This is a genomic window from Kineococcus gynurae (genome assembly GCF_042433995.1).
GTDB classification, from domain to species: domain Bacteria; phylum Actinomycetota; class Actinomycetes; order Actinomycetales; family Kineococcaceae; genus Kineococcus; species Kineococcus gynurae.
Genome location: NZ_JBHLUI010000003.1, coordinates 378,836 through 396,884 on the forward strand (window position 1 = coordinate 378,836; position 18,049 = coordinate 396,884).

An 18,049-nucleotide genomic window follows, 5' to 3' on the forward strand; every position below is an offset into this window, starting at 1 on the left:
TGGAAGGATCGGCCCCGCCACGCTGCTCGATCATCAGCTGCCGACGAGGAGAGCTCCATGCCCATCGCCACCCCCGAGGTCTACACCGAGATGCTGGACCGCGCGAAGGCCGGATCCTTCGCCTACCCGGCCATCAACGTCTCGTCGTCCCAGACCCTCACCGCCGCGATCCGCGGCTTCGCCGAGGCCGAGAGCGACGGCATCGTGCAGGTGTCCACCGGCGGTGCGGAGTACCTGTCCGGCTCGACCGTGAAGGACATGGTCCTCGGGTCGCAGGCGCTGGCTGAATTCGCCCACCACGTCGCCAAGGGCTACGGCGTGAACATCGCGCTGCACACCGACCACTGCCCCAAGGACAAGCTGGACGGCTTCGTCCGTCCGCTGCTCGCCATCTCCGAGGAGCGGGTCAAGAACGGGCGCGACCCGCTGTTCAACTCCCACATGTGGGACGGGTCCGCCGTGCCCCTGGAGGAGAACCTGGCCATCGCCCAGGAGCTGCTGGCCCGGACCTCGGCCGCCAAGATCGTCCTCGAGGTCGAGATCGGCGTCGTCGGCGGCGAGGAGGACGGTGTCGCGCACGAGATCAACGACAAGCTCTACACGACCGTCGAGGACGCGCTGGCCACGGTCGAGGCCCTGGGTGCGGGGGAGAAGGGCCGGTACATGACGGCGCTGACCTTCGGCAACGTCCACGGCGTCTACAAGCCCGGCAACGTGAAGCTCCGCCCGGAGATCCTCAAGGAGATCCAGGAGACCGTGGGCGCCCGGATCGGCAAGGAGCAGCCCTTCGACCTGGTCTTCCACGGCGGGTCGGGGTCGCTGCCCGAGGAGATCTCGGCCGCCGTCGACTTCGGCGTGATCAAGATGAACATCGACACCGACACCCAGTACGCCTTCACCCGCCCCGTGGTCGCCCACATGTTCGGCAACTACGACGGCGTGCTCAAGGTGGACGGCGAGGTCGGCAACAAGAAGGCGTACGACCCCCGGGCCTGGGGCAAGTCGGCCGAGGCCGGCATGGCCGCCCGCGTGGTCGAGGCCGCCCAGCAGCTGCGCTCCGCCGGGACCGCCATCAAGTGATCCCGCCGCCGACCGGCCCGCGGGCCGGTCGGCACCGCGCCACGACGGCCCGGTCCCTCTCGCCGGAGGGGCCGGGCCGTCGCGGTGCGTCGGGGGAGGCTCAGGCGGGCCGGGGCTCGTCGTCGTCGGTCGGCGTCTCGTCCTCGACCACGTCCAGCAGCTGGATGATGTTCGTCGTCTCGATGAGGAATTTCACCACCGCCGGGGGCCGGATCAGCGTCACCCGCCGTCCGCGCGAGCGGGAGGCGAGCCGGGCCAGGAACGCCAGCCCGGTGGAGTCCATGAACGTGACGTGGTGGGCGTCGACCTGCAGCGGGCGTCCGGAGGTCAGGGCGTCCTCGGCCGCCTCCAGCAGCTCGGGGCCCAGTTCGGCGTCGATCTCGCCCGTCAGGACGACACGGGTGGCGCGCGGTTCGTACAGCACGTGGACGGATCCGGGGTCGACGGAGCGAACCTCCGGGATGCGCGCCTCGTTCTGCGGCGTGTCGCTGCTCACTGCTCTTTTCCTCCGCAGTCCTCCGTGACCAGCACGGACACCGCCGTCAACCGTCCGGCTGGCTGCAGACAGGTGATCGAGCGGTACCTCATCAGTCGCACGGTAGCCGCCGCGGCGGTCCGTCGGACCACCGGTGACCCGATCACCCCGCCGGATGACCTCGCCCCCGTGCCCGCCACGTCCCCGATCACCCTCGACGCGCGGGCCCGGTGGCCCCTGTGCATGCTAGCGACCACGCTGTGATCGCCCCGGACCGCCCGTGGCCGACCCGACCACCCGCCCCGAAGGAGCCGCAGATGTCCGACCGGCCGCCCGTCCTGGGCGACGGGCAGGCACCGGCGGCGCTGCTCCTGGTGCGCCCCGAGGTCCGCGCCTCGGGTCTGCCCGGACTCTCGGCCACCGTCCTCGCCGCCGATGCCCAGGCCCTGCACTGGTCGGGGGGTGCGCGGTTGCCGCGCGACCTCGACGAGTGGCTGGCCGCCGCGGGCATCGAGGGCCCCGGCGCGGGGCCGGACCCGTGGACCGACGTGGTCCTCGGACGGGCCGTGCCCGGGCGCCCGCTGCCGGGGGGACGCTGGCTGTTCGCGACCCCGACGGGTGCGGGTGAGGTCCTGGTCGAGGTTTCCCAGCTGCTCGGTCCCGGCCAGACGCTGCTGCCCGACCCCGGGCTGGTCCTGCACCGCCGGACCACCGGGCCGGGGACGACCCGGTCGGCCACGACGGGGGACTTCACCGTGGTGTGGGCCTCGGGCGCCTTCTCCCGGGCCACCGGGGTCGCGCCGAAGGACGTGGCGGGGCGGGGGCTGCGCGAGCTGGTCCACGAACGGGCCGCACCGACCTTCTGGCAGGACGCCGACCGGCAGGTGGGCCGCGGTGAACCCGTCGCCACCCGGGTCCTCGACAGCCGCGACGACGGCGGGACCTTCCTGCACCGCGTGCAGATCGTGCCCCTCCTCGACGCCGCCGGGGAGGTGTCCCACCTGGTCTCCCGGCACGCCGACGTCACCGCGACGGTGCTGGCCGAGGAACGGCTGCGGGGCGCGCAGGTCGCGGCCGACGCGGCCGGACGGCGGTTGGACGTCGTGGCCCGGCTGGACGACGCCGCGGCGCGCTCGACCCCCGAGGCGTTCACCGCGATCGCGACCGTGCTGCTCGACGCCGGGCTGGCGAGCGAGGCGCTCGTCGTGCTCACCGGGGAGGGCCCCTTCGTCCCCGCGGGCAGCGCCGGCGAGGTCGTCGCCGCGGTCGGCCCCACCTGGGCGGGCCTGCACGGGCGTTCCCTCGGCCACCGTCCCGACGGCGTCGAGCGCGTCGGCGAGCGCCCGGACGACGCGTCCCGCCCGGTGCCCGCGCCCCTTCCTGCGCGCGCGGGGGAGCCCGGCAGCCCCCCGGCGCGCACGCTGGAGCTGCTGGAGGAGGTCGGGTCGCACGCCGCCGGCCCCCCGTGGGTGGTGGCGGCGGGCTCGGGTGACGACGCGGTCGGGCTGCTCGTGGTCCGACCCACCCCCAGCCGGCCAGAGCACCCGGACCGGCGCCGGCCGGGCCCCGAGCTCGCCCCCCATGACGCGTCCGTGCTGGTGGCGGCCGCGCGGCGGGTGGGGGCGGTCGCCGAGCGCGCCCGGTGGCAGGCCCGCGAGACGAGCCTGGCCCAGACCCTGCAGCGCAGCCTGCTCCCGCAGCCCGTCCGGGTCGAGGGCCTGGAGGTGTGGAGCCACGTCGCCGCCGAGGTGGAACCGGCGCGGGTCGGTGGCGACTGGTGCGACGTCGTGCAGACCTCGCCGGACCACGTCGCCGTCGTGGTCGGCGACGTCGTCGGGCACGACGCCGAGGCGGCTGCGGCCATGGGCCGGATGCGCACCGTCGTCCGCTCCTCCCTCGCCGACCTCGACGACCCGGGTGCGGTCCTCGCCCGCGTCGACCAGCACAGCTCCCGGCTCGGGCTGGGCCGACCCGCGTCGCTGGTGCTCGCGAGCCTGCACCGCCTCGACGACGGCGACTGGGAGCTGTCGTGGTCCAGCGCCGGGCACCTGCCCCCGCTGCTGCGCCGGGCCTCCGGTCACGTCGAGGTGCTCTCGGAGGGCACCGGGACGCTGGTCGGGGTGGGATCGGGCCGCCCGCGGCCCACCCGGCACCGGGCCCTGTTCCCCGGGGACACCCTGGTCTTCTTCACCGACGGCCTGATCGAGACGCGCGGGCGCGAGGTGCACGACGGCCTGGCCGCGCTCATCAAGGCGGTCTCGGACTCCTTCGCCGACGCCGCGGCCGGGGTCGGGGAGGAGCTGCTCGACATCCTCGGCGCCGCCCCCGAGGACGACACGGCGGTGGTCGTGGTCCGGGTCCCCGCCAAGCCCCGGCCGGGCTCGCCCGACGGCGCCGCGCCCGTCCCGCGCCGCCGACGCTGGTTGCTGCGGGCCGACCCCTCCTCGATCGGCAAGGCACGGCACGCGACGCTGCGGGCCTGCGCGGCCTGGGAGCTCGAGGTCGGCCTGCAGGCCGAGATGGTCGTCTCCGAGCTCGTCGCCAACGCCGTCCTGCACGGGTGGGGCGACGTCGGTCTGCGCCTCTTCGACCTCGACGACCGGCTGCGGATCGAGGTCGAGGACGACAGCCCCGAGCATCCCCGCCTCGTCGACGCCCGTCCCGAGGGGACCGGTGGGCACGGGATGCGGGTCGTGGCCTCGCTGGGGGACTGGGGGACCACCCGGACCGCGCGCGGCAAGATCGTCTGGGTCGAGATCCCCCTGGCCCGCCCACCCGCACCGGCGTGCACCTGACCGTCCATCGGCGGGCCCGCCCGCTCGCGTCACCGCAACCACCCGAGAGAGAGGAACGCCCGTGAGTCACAACCTGCTCCCCGGCCCCCCGCCCACGCTGCTGCCCGCGGATCCCGAGGTCGAGGCCGCGGTCCGCGGGGGTACCCCGCCGACGCAGGTCGCCGCCGCATTCCCGGCGGCGTCGTTGCCCTGGGCGCTGCTCGCGGAGGAGGCGCTGGCCTCCGAGCAGGTCGTCGCCGCCTACGCGTACGCCCGCACCGGGTACCACCGCGGTCTCGACGCGCTGCGGCGGGCCGGTTGGCGCGGCCACGGCCCGGTGCCGTGGTCGCACGAGCCCAACCAGGGGTTCCTGCGGGCCCTCTCCGTCCTCGGTCTCGCCGCCGCCGCCATCGGGGAGCAGGCCGAGGACGAGCGCATCGCCACGTTCCTCGACGACTGCGACCCGGCCGCGCGCGCCGCCCTGCGCCCGTGACCGGCCCCGTCCTCGTCGTCGGCGCGGGCATCTCCGGTCTCGCCTGCGCGCGCGTGCTCACCGACGCGGGCCTCGACGTGCGGGTGCTCGACCGCGGTCACCTGCCGGGGGGCCGGCTCATGGGTCGGCGGGTGGAGTCGCTGGTCGACGGGGAGACCCGGGAACGGGTCGTCGACATCGGCGCCTCCTACTTCACCGCCCAGGACCCGGACTTCGCCGAGCTCGTGGCCGGGTGGAAGCACCGCGGTCTGGCGCGCGAGTGGACCGACTCCATCGCCGTGATCGGCGGCCGGGCCGTCGACGGGGCGCGGCTCGGTGACGAGCGCCGACAGGGGCCGGTGCGGTGGGCGGCGACCCGGGGGTTGCGCTCGCTGGCGGCCGACCTGGTCGCCCCGCCGGACCGCGAGCCGTTGACGCTCGAACGCGAGCACGACGTGCCCGGGGTCGCGGTGGGCCCCGACGGTCCGTCGGTGGAGGGTGTCGAGGCGGCCGCGGTGGTGCTGGCCATGCCCGACCCGCAGGCCGCCGACCTGCTGCCCCGCATGGTCGCGACCCGCCTCGACGTCTCGGCCCGGTGGAACTGGCGGCCGTGCGTCTCGGTCTACGCGGGGTGGTCGGAGGCCTGGTGGCCGGAGTTCGGGGCCGCCTTCGTCAACGACAACCCCCAGCTGGTGTTCGTGGCCGACGACGGTGACCGTCGCGGCGACGGGGCCCCCGTCCTCACCGCCCACGTGGCCCCCGACGAGTCCGCGGCCCACCTCGACGACCCCCGTGCGGTCGTGCCCGCCACGCTGGCCGAGCTGGGTCCCCTGCTGGCCGGCATCGTCACGCCGCGCCCGGACTGGGCCCGGGCGCACCGCTGGTCGCTGGCCGAGCCGTTGCGCCAGCACGCCGACGCGCTCTTCGGCTGGGACGAGGAGTCGCGGATCGGGGTCTGCGGCGACGCGTGGGGCGAACGGTCCAAGGTCGAGACGGCCTGGGTGTCGGGCCACCGGCTCGGGCGCCATCTGCTCGGGCAGCTGGCGGTAGGCTGACCGGCGGTCTGCGGCGACCCTTCGAGGACGGGTGCCCGGGCCCAGGACCAGCATCTGCACCAGCACCGTGACTTACGAGGGGGACACGTCATGCCCGCGATCGTGCTCGTCGGCGCCCAGTGGGGAGACGAGGGCAAGGGCAAGGCGACCGATGCGCTCGGTGCCCGCGTCGACTACGTGGTCAAGTTCAACGGCGGCAACAACGCCGGCCACACGGTCGTGGTGGGCGACGAGAAGTACGCCCTGCACCTGCTGCCCTCGGGGATCCTGACCCCCGGCGTGACGCCCGTGATCGGCAACGGCGTGGTGGTCGACCTCGGCGTCCTCTGGCAGGAGATCGACGCCCTGTCCGCGCGCGGGGTGGACTGCTCGAAACTCCTCGTCTCGGCCTCGGCCCACGTCATCGCGCCCTACCACCAGGTGCTGGACAAGGTGACCGAGCGCTTCCTCGGCAAGCGCAAGATCGGGACCACCGGCCGCGGGATCGGTCCGGCCTACGCCGACAAGATCAACCGGGTGGGTGTCCGCATCCAGGACCTGTTCGACGAGAGCATCCTGCGGCAGAAGGTCGAGGGGGCCCTCGACCAGAAGAACCACCTGCTGGTCAAGGTCTACAACCGACGGGCCGTCGCGGTCGAGGAGGTCGTCGAGACCCTCCTCGGGTACGCGGAACGGCTGCGCCCCATGGTCGCCGACGTCAGCCTGGAACTGTCCCGGGCGCTCGACCGCGACGAGATCGTCCTGTTCGAGGGCGGGCAGGCCACCCTGCTCGACATCGACCACGGGACCTACCCCTTCGTCACGTCCTCGAACGCGACCGCGGCCGGGGCCTGCACCGGCGCCGGCATCCCCCCGAACCGGATCGACCGCATCGTGGCCGTCGTGAAGGCCTACACCACGCGGGTCGGCGAGGGCCCCTTCCCGACCGAACTGCTCGACGCCGACGGGGAGAAACTGCGCCAGGACGGCGGGGAGTTCGGGACCACCACGGGTCGCCCGCGACGCACCGGGTGGTACGACGCGGTCATCTCCCGCTACGCGGCCCGCATCAACGGGGTCACCGACTTCGTGCTCACGAAGCTCGACACCCTCACCGGGTGGGAGCGGATCCCGGTGTGCGTCGCCTACGACGTCGACGGGGTCCGGCACGAGGAGATGCCCATGTCGCAGAGCGACTTCCACCACGCCCGACCCGTGTACGAGTTCTTCGACGGATGGACCGAGGACATCAGCGGCGTGCGGTCGTTCGCGGACCTGCCGAAGAACGCGCAGTCCTACGTGGAGGCTCTCGAGGCGATGTCCGGGGCCCGGATCTCCGCGGTCGGGGTGGGCCCCGACCGCGAGCAGACGGTCGTCCGGCACGACCTGCTCTCCTGAGATGCCGCCCGGGCTGACGTTCGGCGTCGCCCCGGTGCGGGAGCTCGACCCGGAGCTGCTGTACGCGATCCTCCGGTTGCGCGTCGACGTGTTCGTCGTGGAGCAGGAGTGCGCCTACCCCGAGCTCGACGGTCGCGACCTCGAACCCGGCGCGCTGCAGTTCTGGGCGTCGGACGACGACGGGGTCGTGGCCACGCTGCGCCTGCTGGTGGACGAGGCCGGTGGCGGTGCTCCCGTCCGGCGCATCGGCCGGGTCGCCACGGCCCGCCGGGCGCGGGGCGGAGGGCTCGCGGCCGCGCTGATGGAACGGGCGTTGGACCGGTCCGCCGACGCCGAGGTGGTGCTCGACGCGCAGGCGCACCTGGCCGGGTGGTACGCCCGGTTCGGTTTCGCGCCCGACGGCCCCGAGTTCGTCGAGGACGGCATCCCGCACGTCCCGATGCGACGGAGGGGTTCCGCTGTGCAGATCCTGTGAGTAGGTTCATCCTCACGCAGCGGAGACGGGCCCTCACCCGGGTTCGTCCGGAAACTTCGGAGGATGCTCGTGCGCACGAAGGTTCTGCTGTCCACGGTCGCGTTGACCGCGGGCATGCTGGCCGTCCCGGTGACCCCGGCGTCGGCCGTCGACAACATCAACAGCTACCAGCTGACCAAGGCCGTGACCGTCAACGGCATCCTCGGGCACGCCCGGGCCCTGCAACGCATCGCGAACGCCAACGACGGCAACCGCGCGGCGGGGACCCCCGGTTACGAGGCGTCGGCCCGGTACGTGGAGCGCGTGCTGGTCCGGGCCGGGTACGACGTCACGTGGCAGCCGTTCGAGTTCGCCTACGAGGAGGAGACGACCCCGACGTCCTTCGTCCAGACCGCACCGGCCGAAGAGGACTACGCCGCGATCCGGATGACCTACTCCGGCAACGGTTCCGTCACCGGTTCGGTCGAGGAGATCGACCCGGCCCCGTTCCCCTCGACCAGTGGCTGCGAGGCCTCCGACTTCGCCGGGTTCACCGCCGGGGCCATCGCCCTCGTCCACCGCGGGACCTGCCCGTTCGCCCAGAAGGCCGTCAACGCCGAGGCCGCCGGGGCGGCAGGGGTGGTCGTCGCGAACGCCGGTGAGGCCGACCCGGAGACTCCGTTGAACGGAACGCTCGGCGAGGCCGGGATCGTCGACATCCCGGTCGTGGGGGTGAGCCAGGCGGCCGGTGAGCAGATCGCCGCGGCCGCCGACGGCGGTGAGTTCTCCCTCAACGTCGACGTCCTCGCCGAGCAGCGCACGACCTGGAACATCCTGGCCGACTCCCCGACCGGGGACCCGGCCCGGACGGTCGTCGTGGGCGCCCACCTCGACAGCGTCGGCGAGGGGGCGGGGATCAACGACAACGGCAGCGGGACCGCGACGATCCTGGAGATCGCCGAGGAGATGTCGGAACTCGGGGTGCAGAACCGCCAGCGCATCCGGTTCGCGTTCTGGGGGGCCGAGGAACTGGGTCTGCTCGGGGCCGAGCACTACGTCGCGAACCTCAGCGACACCGAGCTCGACCAGACCTACGCGAACCTGAACTTCGACATGCTCGGTTCGAAGAACTACGTCCCGTTCGTCTACGACGGTGACGGTTCGGCGTTCGGCACCGCCGGCCCGCCCGGATCCGACGCCATCGAGACCGTCTTCACCGACTACCTGCAGAAGCGGGCCGGCGGCTCGGTCGAGACCGCGTTCGACGGACGGTCGGACTACGGGCCCTTCATCGCGGCCGGGATCCCGGCCGGTGGCCTGTTCAGCGGGGCCGAGGAGATCAAGACCGAGGAGCAGGCCGCGACGTTCGGCGGGACCGCGGGGGAGGCGTACGACGACTGCTACCACACGCCGTGCGACGACATCTCCTCGCTGAACACCGACGCCCTGGCCGAGCTCGGCGACGCGGCGGCGCACGCCACCTACGTCATGGCCCGCACGCGGACCGGTCTGTTCCCGGACCTCAGCCGTCGCGGTGAGGCGCGTCCGCTGGCCACGACCACCCTGGAGGGTGCGGCCTGACCCCACCCCCACCCCCGTGATCAAGGAATTCCCGGTCCGGGATTCCTTGGTCACGGGGTGAGGGGCGGGGGGCCTCCCGGGTCGGACGCTCCCGGTCGGCGTGCGTCGTCAGGCGGGCGGGGCGGTACGGATCCGCAACCCGTCGAGGTAGGTCTGCACGTTGGCCCGCACCTGGGTGACGGTGTCACCGCCGAACTTCTCCAGGACGGCGTCGGCCAGCACGAGCGCCACCATGGCCTCGGCCACGACCCCGGCGGCGGGGACCGCGCACACGTCGGAGCGCTGCGCGATGGCCTGCGCGACCCCGCCCGAGGCGGTGTCGACGGTGTCGAGAGCGCGCGGGACGGTCGAGATGGGCTTCATGGCCGCGCGCACCCGGAGGGTCTCGCCGTTGGTCATGCCCCCCTCGATGCCCCCGGCGCGGTCGGTGCGACGGCGGACGGTCAGGCCGTCGGCGCCGTCCCCCGCGTCCGTCCGCTCGATCTCGTCGTGGGCGGCCGAGCCGCGACGGCGGGCGGTCTCGAAGCCGTCGCCGACCTCGACGCCCTTGATGGCCTGGATGCCCATGAGGGCCGCGGCCAGGCGGGCGTCGAGCTTGCGGTCCCAGTGCACGTAGGAGCCGAGCCCCGGCGGCAGGCCGTGGACGACGACCTCGACCACGCCGCCCAGGGTGTCGCCCTCCTGGTGGGCCGCGTCGACCTCGGCGACCATCGCCGCCGAGGTGGCGGGGTCGGTGCAGCGCACCGGGTCGGCGTCGATCCGGTCGCGCTCGCCCCGGCCGGGGACCACCCCGTCGGGGGCGGTCACCGTGCCCAGAGAGACGACGTGGGAGACGACGTCGGCCTCGACGGTCTGCTCCAGGAAGCGTCGGGCGACCTCCCCGAGCGCCACCCGGGTCGCGGTCTCGCGGGCCGAGGCCCGCTCCAGGACCGGTCGGGCGTCGTCGAAGTCGTACTTCTGCATGCCGGTGAGGTCGGCGTGCCCCGGACGGGGCCGGGTCAGCGGGGCCGAGCGGCCGCGAGCGGGCAGGCGGCCGGGTTCGTCGTAACGGCGTCCGTCCTCGTCCGCCGGGTCGGCGGCCATGACGTCCTTCCAGCGCGGCCACTCGGAGTTGCCGATGCGCAGCGCGATCGGCCCGCCCTGGGTCAGTCCGTGGCGGATGCCGCCGATGATCTCCAGCTCGTCCTGCTCGAAGCTCATCCGGGCTCCGCGCCCGTGCCCCAGCCGTCGGCGGGCGAGGGCGTCGCGGATCTCCTTGCTGCTCACCGCCACCCCGGCGGGCAGCCCTTCGAGGATCCCGGCCAGGGCGGGTCCGTGGGATTCGCCTGAGGTCAACCAGCGCAGCACGCCCCCGATTCTGCCGTACCGGCGGAGGCGGTCCGGCGGTCAGGTCGCGAGGTCGGTGAGCAGCGGGTCGACCCGGTAGGGCACGAGCTCGCGCATCGCGAGCGAGGTCCGGGTGCGCACGACCCCCGGGATGGACAGCAGCTCCTGCCCGACCCGGTAGAGGTCGTCGGCGTCGCGGGCGACCACGCGGCACATCAGGTCGCCGTCGCCGGTGATCCCGTGGACCTCGAGGACCTCCGGGGTGTCCCGCAGGCGGTTGAGGGTGTCCTCCTGCTTGCCCTGGGTGATCTCGATCATCACGAACGCCGAGACGGTGAACCCCAGGGCGGCGGGGGCCAGGCGGCGGGAGAAGCGGTGCAGGATCCCGTCGGCCTCGAGGCGCTCGAGGTGCGACTGCACGGTGCCCCGGGCGAGGTTGAGCTGCCGGGACAGCCCCAGCACGGTGGCTCGCGGGTCCTCGTCCAGCGCGAGCAGGATCCGGGCATCGATGCTGTCGAGACGGCGCACGAGCGACATCTTGTCGCATCCGACCGCCTGCTGACCGCGCAATGTGCCCAAGTGTCGGGCGAAGTGGGCCCCGGGCGGTCAGAAGTGGGCCCCGGGCGGTCAGAGGACCGCGCGGACCGCCTGCTCGAAGCCCTCGACGTGCACCCGGGCCAGCTCCGCGGCCTCGTCGGCGCGGCCGTCCACGACCGCCTCCAGCAGCGCCACGTGCTCGCCCACGTGCCCGCCGAAGGTGGGCAACCGGTCCAGGACGAGGCACCAGATGCGGGTGGCCAGGTTGTCCAGACGGACCAGGACGTCCTCGAGGTGCTGGTTGCCGCTGGCCCGGTAGATGGCCCGGTGCACGGACACGTCGTGACGCATGAGTTCGCGGGCGTCCAGCGCGGTCGGGTCGAGGGCGGCCACCGTTCGGGCCAGGTCGGCCAGCTCGCGGCGCTCGGCCAGCCCGGCGCGGGTGGCGGCCCCGGCGGCGGCGACCGGCTCCAGCGTGCGACGGACCTCGGAGATCATGCCGAGGTCGGTCATGTCCACCGGGGTCGCGAAGGTCCCGCGGCGCGGGTAGGCGACGATCAGCCGGTCGGTCTCGAGGCGCTTCATGGCCTCCCGCACGGGGGTCCGACCGATGCCGAGGTCGCGCGCGATGGTCTCGTCGTGCAGGGGTTCACCGGGACGGATGTCCAGCACGAGCAGGGCGTCGCGCAGGTGCGTGTACGCCATGTCGGCGTACGAGCCGGTCACGGGGGAGGCGGCGGAGACGGACACCCCCCTAACATATCAGTCATCGTTCAATAGGTCACCAGAATTCCGCGGCCCGCCGACGAATCGTCGGGCGACCACCTCGATACTGGGACGTATGGCCGTCACCCCGGGAGACCCTGCCGTCGCCCGGTCGGGCCCCGTGCAGTCGGTCGACCGGGCCGTCTCGATCCTGGAGCTGCTGGCCGAGCTCGGCGAGGCCGGCGTGACCGAGCTGGCCGCGGCCCTGGACGTGCACAAGTCGACCGCCTCGCGCCTCGTCGCCGCACTGGAGGCCCACGGTCTGGTGGAGCAGGTGGCCGAGCGGGGTCGGTACCGGCTCGGGCTCGCCGTCGTCCGGCTGGCCGGTGCCGTGACGACCCAGCTCGACGTGACCCGACGCAGCCGGCCGGCCGCCGAGGGGCTGGCCCGCCGCTCTGGCGAGACGGTGAACATCGCCGTCGCCGACTCGGGGGCGGTCGTCAACGTCGACCAGGTCCGCGGGTCCGCCTCGGTCATCACGCACAACTGGGTGGGGGAGCGGACGCCGCTGCACGCGACGTCCAGCGGCAAGGTCCTCATGGCCTTCCGCCCCGAGGTGGGGGCCGCCGTGCTGGCCGGACCGCTGCCCGGTTTCACCGGACGGACCCAGGTGGACGGGGCGCGCCTCGCCGAGGAGCTCGCGGTGGTCCGCGACCGCGGTTGGGCCATCACCTCGGAGGAGCTGGAGATCGGTCTCACGGCGGTCGCGGCCCCCGTGCGCGGCCCTCGCGGCGACGTCGTCGCGGCGCTCAGCGTGTCCGGCCCGGCCTACCGCCTCGACGGCGCCCGGGTGGACGAGCTGGTGCCCGAGGTGGTGGCCGCCGCCGCGGAGGCGTCGGCCGCGCTGGGATGGCGCTCCCGGACCGTCTGAGGCCGGGGGATCGCCGGGGGATCGCCGGGCGATCGCCGGGGGTTGACGGCGGCGACCGGCGGGTCTAGCGTCATCCGCAATTGATATACCAGTCATCGCGCTGAGATCGACGGGACGGTGTCCCGGTCGGTGCCAGGGGTGATCGGTAGAGCAGGGCCGGCCGACGGTGGCCGGGCGTCCGGTAGTCCCGTCTGGAGGGAACGCGATGACCACGGTGGATGCGTTGGCGACCGACCCGGGGGCGGCGTACGCGCCGCCGCCCCGCACGCCGGGGGCCGATCTGCCCGAGCACCCCGACTTCCTGTGGCGCAACCCCGACCCGAAGCCCTCCTACGACGTCGTGATCGTCGGCGGTGGCGGTCACGGTCTCGCGACCGCGCACTACCTGGCCAAGAACCACGGCATCACCAACGTGGCGGTGCTGGAGAAGGGCTGGCTGGCCGGCGGCAACATGGCCCGGAACACCACCCTCATCCGGTCCAACTACCTCTGGGACGAGTCGGCGGGGATCTACGAGCACTCCCTCAAGCTGTGGGAGGGCCTCGAGGAGGACCTCGGCTACCCGATCCTGTTCTCCCAGCGCGGGGTGCTCAACCTCGCCCACACGCTGCAGGACGTCCGGGACTCGGTCCGCCGCGTCGAGGCGAACCGCCTCAACGGGGTCGACGCGGAATGGCTGGAGCCGGACGAGGTCCGCAAGGTCTGCCCGATCGTCAACACCTCGGCCGAGATCCGTTACCCCGTCCTCGGGGCGACGTACCAGCCGCGCGCCGGGATCGCCAAGCACGACTACGTGGCCTGGGGTTTCGCCCGTCGTTGCGACGAGGCCGGCGTGGACATCATCCAGAACTGCGAGGTGACGGGTTTCGTCACCGACGGGAACAAGGTGACCGGGGTCCGGACGACCCGCGGCGACATCGCCTGCGGCCAGGTCGCCCTGACCGCGGCCGGGTCGACCTCGACGCTGACCGACCAGCTCGGTCTCCCGGTCCCGGTCCAGTCGCACCCGTTGCAGGCCCTGGTCTCCGAACTGCTGGAGCCGGTCCACCCGACCATCGTCATGTCCAACGCGGTGCACGTGTACGTGTCCCAGGCCCACAAGGGCGAACTGGTCATGGGAGCCGGGGTCGACTCCTACAACGGGTACGGCCAGCGCGGCGCGTTCCACATCATCGAGCGCCAGATGGCCGCCGCGGTGGAACTCTTCCCGGTCTTCGCCCGGGCGCACCTGCTGCGCACCTGGGGCGGCATCGTCGACGTCACGGCGGACGCGTCGCCGATCGTCGGCAAGACCCCGTTCGACAACGTGTACCTGAACTGCGGTTGGGGCACCGGTGGTTTCAAGGCCACCCCGGGGGTCGGGTGGTGCCTCGCGCACACCATCGCCCACGACGAGGCGCACCCGCTGAACGCCCCGTTCACCCTCGAGCGGTTCGTGACCGGCCGTCTCGTCGACGAGCACGGCGCCGCCGGCGTGGCTCACTGAGGCCTGGAGGAATTCGATGCAGCTGATCTCGTGCCCGTGGTGCGGTCCTCGCGAGGAGACCGAGTTCCACTACGGCGGCCAGGCCTTCGTGGAGTACCCCGCGCGTCCGGCCGACCTCGACGACGTGGAGTGGGCGCACTTCCTGTTCTTCCGGGCGAACCCCCGCGGGGAGTTCGCCGAGCGTTGGTCGCACTCGGCCGGCTGCCGACGTTGGTTCAACGCGGTGCGCGACACCGTCAGCTACCAGTTCGCCGGTACCTACAAGCCCGGTGACCCCACCCCGAAGCAGCAGCAGAAGAACGGAGCCGTGCAGTGACCCCCGAGAGCCTCGAGAGCGTCGAGACCCGCGCCGGGGCGTTCCGCACCCCCGAGGGGGGTCGCATCGACCGCAGCCGGACCCTGGAGTTCACCTACGCCGGTCAGAGCTTCACCGGCCACCCCGGTGACACGCTCGCGTCGGCGCTGCTCGCCCAGGGCCGGCACCAGATCGGGACGAGCGTGAAGCTCGGTCGCCCGCGCGGCGTCGGGGCGGCCTGGGCCGAGTGCCCGACCAGCCTCGTGCAGATCGAGGAACCGTTCCCCGAGCCGATGCTGCTGGCCAGCACCACGGAACTGTTCGACGGCCTGAACGCCGGGGGCGTCCCCGGTCAGGGGCGTCTCGCCGAGATCGGCGACTCCGCCCGTTACGACTCCCGCCACCTGCACGTGGACGTCGCCGTCGTCGGCGCCGGTCCCGCGGGTCTGCAGGCCGCGCTGACCGCGGCCCGCACCGGGGCCCGCGTCGTGCTCATCGACGAGCAGAGCGAGCCCGGTGGATCGCTGCTGGGCGAGCCGGGTACGGCCGCCTCGGCCCACGCCCCCGTCATCGACGGGGTGCCGGCCTTGGACTGGGTGGCCGCCGCCGTCGCCGAGCTCGCCGCGCTCCCGGACGTGACGCTGCTGCAGCGCACCACGGCCTTCGGCGTCTACGACGACGGGTTCCTCCTCGCCGTCGAGCGCCGCACGGACCACCTCGGCCTCGAGGCGCCGCGCAACGTGTCCCGTCAGCGCGTGCACCGCGTGCGCGCCGGCCACGTCGTGGTCGCCGCCGGGTCGCACGAGCGGCCCGTCGTGTTCGCCGACAACGACCGTCCCGGCACCATGCTCGCCGGTGCCGCGCGCACCTTCCTGCACCGCTACGGCGTCCTCGCCGGTTCGCGTGCCGTGGTGTTCACCACCAACGACTCCGCCTACCTGGCCGCGGTGGACCTCGCCGACGCGGGCGTCGAGATCGCCTGCGTGGTCGACGCCCGTCCCGAGGTGCCCGCCTACTGGAGCGACCAGCTCGCCCAGCGCAGGATCGAGGTGCGTCGCGGTGCGGCCGTCGTCGGCACCACCGGCACCCAGCGGGTCGCCGGGGCCCTGGTGGCCGACCTCCTGGGGGGCGACCAGCTCGGCCCGCAGAGCGAGGTCGCCTGCGACCTGCTCCTGGTCAGCGGCGGTTGGAACCCGGCCGTGCACCTCTACAGCCAGGCCCGCGGCAAGCTCGCCTACGACGCGACCCGCGGGGCGTTCCTGCCCTCCGAACCGCTGTCCGGGTTGACCAGCACGGGGGCCGCGGCCGGCGCCCTGGACCTGGCCACCACGCTCGAGGACGCGACCGCCGCGGCCCGTCGCGCCCTCACCGCGGTCGGGTTCGACCTGGCCGCCGGCGCGCCCGCCCCCACCGCCGGCCCCGGGGTGCCCGTGCAGCCCGCCGCCGTGCTGTGGAAGGTCCCGGACCCGGACGGGACCGGCAAGCGGCAGTTCGTCGACGTCCAGCGCGACGCGACCGTGGCCGACATCGCCCGCGCCGTCGGGGCCGGCATCCGCTCCGTCGAGCACGTCAAGCGCTACACGACCATCGGGACCGCCCACGACCAGGGCAAGACCTCCGGGATCGTGGCCTCGGGCATCCTCGCCGGGATGCTGGGCAGCGCCGAGGGCATGGTCGGGACCACGACGTTCCGCCCGCCCTACACGCCGGTGGCGTTCGCGACGCTCGCCGGCCGCGACCGCGGTCAGCTCTTCGACCCGGTGCGCACCACCGCGATCCACTCCCGTCACGTCGCCGCGGGCGCCGTCTGGGAGGACGTCGGGCAGTGGAAGCGGCCGCGGCACTTCCCGCTGGCCGGGGAGGACATGGAGACCGCCGTCCTGCGCGAGTGCGACGCGGCGCGCACCGGTGTGGGCATCCTCGACGGGTCCACGCTGGGCAAGATCGACGTGCAGGGGCCGGACGCGGGCATCTTCCTCGACCGCGTGTACACGAACATGATGAGCACCCTCAAGCCCGGCAAGATCCGCTACGGCGCGATGTGCGGGGTCGACGGGATGATCATCGACGACGGGGTCGCCCTGCGCCTCGACGAGGACCGCTACATGGTCATGACCACCACCGGTGGGGCCGCGCGCGTCCTCGACTGGATGGAGGAGTGGCTGCAGACCGAGTGGCCGGACCTGCGCGTGCACCTGGCCTCGGTCACCGAGCAGTACGCCGCGTTCCCGGTCGTCGGTCCGCGCTCGCGCGACGTGATCGGCGCGGTGTTCCCCGACGTGGACGTCTCGGCCGAGGCGTTCGAGTTCATGACGTTCGTGGACACCGTGCTGGGCGGGGTGCCCGTCCGGTTGGCGCGCATCTCGTTCTCCGGGGAACTGGCCTGGGAGGTCCACGTCGACGGGCGCTACGCCGCCCCGGTCTGGGACCTGCTGATCGAGGCGGGCAAGCCCTACGGCATCACCCGGTACGGCACCGAGACCATGCACGTCCTGCGCGCCGAGAAGGGGTACCCGATCATCGGGCAGGACACCGACGGGACCATCACCCCGCAGGACCTGGGCATGTCGTGGGTCGTCTCGAAGAAGAAGGACGACTTCATCGGCAAGCGCTCGCACAGCCGGGCCTTCAACAACGACCCGCAGCGCAAGCAGCTGGTCGGGCTGCTGCCCAAGGACCGCAGCACGGTCCTGCCCGAGGGTTCGCAGATGATCGAGTCCACGCCCGACGGCACCCTGCCCCCGCCGCCGGTCCCGATGCTGGGTCACGTGACGTCCAGCTACCGCAGCGCCTACCTGGAACGGCCGTTCGCCCTCGCCCTGCTCGCCGGGGGTTTCGCCCGCGTCGGCGACGAGATCTCCGTGGTCGTCCGCGGGGAGCTCGTGCCCTGCGAGGTCACCTCGGCCGTTCTCGTCGACCCCGAAGGAGCCCGCCGCGATGGCTGAGCTGCTGCTGACCCCCACCCACCCGCTCGACGGTCGCGACCTGCCCGCCGAGACCGCCGGCATCGTCGCCCTCGAACCCCTGGCGGCGACCGTCGCCGTGCGGGCCGAGGGCGCGGCCGCCGACGCCGCGGCCGCGTTCCTCGGGACGACCCTGCCGGGACCGGGTTCGTTCTCCCGCACGGCCGACGGGGTCGTGGTGTGGCTGGGGCCCGACGAGTTCCTGGTCACCTCGGCCGGTTCCGGGCCCGACCTGGAGCGGCGCCTGCGCGAGACCCTCCGCCCGCACGGTGGTTCCGCCGTGGACCAGTCCGCGAACCGGGTCGGTCTGTCGCTCACCGGGCCCATGGTGCGCGACCTCCTCGCCGGGGGGTGCTCGATCGACCTGCACCCCCGGTCGTTCCCGCCCGGTTCCGCCGTGCGCACGACGCTCGCGCTGGCGGAGGTCGTCCTCCTGGCGGGCGACTCCGGTTTCACGGTCCTGGTCCGCAGTTCCTTCGCCGGTTACCTGGCCGACTGGTTCGCCGACGCCGCACTCGAATACGTCTGAGGAGACCAC

16 protein-coding genes are annotated in these 18,049 nt (G+C 73.4%); 12 read left to right on the plus strand and 4 right to left on the minus strand.

The window, feature by feature from the left end:
- The first annotated feature begins 57 nt into the window (after positions 1 to 57).
- On the plus strand, positions 58 to 1,080 hold the full coding sequence (fbaA, locus tag ACFFKU_RS03195; protein WP_380135566.1) for a class II fructose-bisphosphate aldolase: 1,023 nt from the start codon (positions 58 to 60) through the stop codon (positions 1,078 to 1,080).
- Between the two features lie 100 nt (positions 1,081 to 1,180).
- On the opposite strand, the gene ACFFKU_RS03200 is transcribed toward fbaA, so the two are convergent.
- Positions 1,181 to 1,576 carry an STAS domain-containing protein gene (locus ACFFKU_RS03200; RefSeq protein ID WP_380135569.1) on the minus strand — a complete coding sequence of 132 codons (396 nt, stop codon included), beginning with the start codon at positions 1,574 to 1,576 and terminating at the stop codon, positions 1,181 to 1,183.
- Positions 1,577 to 1,872: 296 nt separating this feature from the next.
- Between ACFFKU_RS03200 and ACFFKU_RS03205 the strand changes: the two genes are divergently transcribed.
- From ACFFKU_RS03205 to ACFFKU_RS03230, 6 genes are all read left to right on the plus strand, one after another.
- Positions 1,873 to 4,350, plus strand: a complete 2,478-nt coding sequence (locus ACFFKU_RS03205) for an ATP-binding SpoIIE family protein phosphatase (protein ID WP_380135570.1) — start codon at positions 1,873 to 1,875, stop codon at positions 4,348 to 4,350.
- A gap of 61 nt (positions 4,351 to 4,411) precedes the next feature.
- Positions 4,412 to 4,822, plus strand: coding sequence for a DUF3151 domain-containing protein (locus ACFFKU_RS03210; protein ID WP_380135573.1), 411 nt, complete (start codon positions 4,412 to 4,414; stop codon positions 4,820 to 4,822).
- Positions 4,819 to 5,856 (plus strand): NAD(P)/FAD-dependent oxidoreductase, encoded by a 1,038-nt coding sequence (locus ACFFKU_RS03215; RefSeq protein ID WP_380135576.1) that lies wholly within the window; start codon positions 4,819 to 4,821, stop codon positions 5,854 to 5,856. The genes ACFFKU_RS03210 and ACFFKU_RS03215 overlap by 4 nt, the downstream gene beginning before the upstream one ends.
- Before the next feature lie 90 nt (positions 5,857 to 5,946).
- Complete coding sequence (locus tag ACFFKU_RS03220; protein WP_380135577.1) at positions 5,947 to 7,233, plus strand: adenylosuccinate synthase; 1,287 nt, start codon at positions 5,947 to 5,949, stop codon at positions 7,231 to 7,233.
- A 1-nt stretch (position 7,234) separates the two neighbouring features.
- Positions 7,235 to 7,708, plus strand: coding sequence for a GNAT family N-acetyltransferase (locus ACFFKU_RS03225; protein WP_380135580.1), 474 nt, complete (start codon positions 7,235 to 7,237; stop codon positions 7,706 to 7,708).
- Between the two features lie 63 nt (positions 7,709 to 7,771).
- Positions 7,772 to 9,268 carry a M20/M25/M40 family metallo-hydrolase gene (locus tag ACFFKU_RS03230; RefSeq protein ID WP_380135582.1) on the plus strand — a complete coding sequence of 499 codons (1,497 nt, stop codon included), beginning with the start codon at positions 7,772 to 7,774 and terminating at the stop codon, positions 9,266 to 9,268.
- A 108-nt stretch (positions 9,269 to 9,376) separates the two neighbouring features.
- Here the strand turns inward: ACFFKU_RS03230 and aroC are convergent, their stop codons facing one another.
- From aroC to ACFFKU_RS03245, 3 genes are all read right to left on the minus strand, one after another.
- Positions 9,377 to 10,615, minus strand: coding sequence for a chorismate synthase (gene aroC, locus ACFFKU_RS03235; RefSeq protein ID WP_380135585.1), 1,239 nt, complete (start codon positions 10,613 to 10,615; stop codon positions 9,377 to 9,379).
- A gap of 39 nt (positions 10,616 to 10,654) precedes the next feature.
- The gene (locus ACFFKU_RS03240) at positions 10,655 to 11,131 is read right to left on the minus strand and encodes an Lrp/AsnC family transcriptional regulator (RefSeq protein WP_380135588.1); all 477 of its coding nucleotides are present in this window, start codon (positions 11,129 to 11,131) and stop codon (positions 10,655 to 10,657) included.
- 90 nt (positions 11,132 to 11,221) lie between these two features.
- Entirely contained in the window at positions 11,222 to 11,836 is a 615-nt protein-coding gene (locus tag ACFFKU_RS03245) for a GntR family transcriptional regulator (protein ID WP_380136105.1), read from the minus strand.
- 136 nt (positions 11,837 to 11,972) lie between these two features.
- Between ACFFKU_RS03245 and ACFFKU_RS03250 the strand changes: the two genes are divergently transcribed.
- From ACFFKU_RS03250 to ACFFKU_RS03270, 5 genes are all read left to right on the plus strand, one after another.
- On the plus strand, positions 11,973 to 12,767 hold the full coding sequence (locus ACFFKU_RS03250; protein ID WP_380135591.1) for an IclR family transcriptional regulator: 795 nt from the start codon (positions 11,973 to 11,975) through the stop codon (positions 12,765 to 12,767).
- A gap of 205 nt (positions 12,768 to 12,972) precedes the next feature.
- Positions 12,973 to 14,253 (plus strand): sarcosine oxidase subunit beta family protein, encoded by a 1,281-nt coding sequence (locus ACFFKU_RS03255; protein ID WP_380135593.1) that lies wholly within the window; start codon positions 12,973 to 12,975, stop codon positions 14,251 to 14,253.
- Between the two features lie 16 nt (positions 14,254 to 14,269).
- Entirely contained in the window at positions 14,270 to 14,569 is a 300-nt protein-coding gene (locus tag ACFFKU_RS03260; RefSeq protein ID WP_380135595.1) for a sarcosine oxidase subunit delta, read from the plus strand.
- Positions 14,566 to 17,493 (plus strand): 2Fe-2S iron-sulfur cluster-binding protein, encoded by a 2,928-nt coding sequence (locus ACFFKU_RS03265; protein WP_380135598.1) that lies wholly within the window; start codon positions 14,566 to 14,568, stop codon positions 17,491 to 17,493. The genes ACFFKU_RS03260 and ACFFKU_RS03265 overlap by 4 nt, the downstream gene beginning before the upstream one ends.
- On the plus strand, positions 17,486 to 18,040 hold the full coding sequence (locus ACFFKU_RS03270) for a sarcosine oxidase subunit gamma (RefSeq protein ID WP_380135600.1): 555 nt from the start codon (positions 17,486 to 17,488) through the stop codon (positions 18,038 to 18,040). The genes ACFFKU_RS03265 and ACFFKU_RS03270 overlap by 8 nt, the downstream gene beginning before the upstream one ends.
- Positions 18,041 to 18,049: the final 9 nt, after the last annotated feature.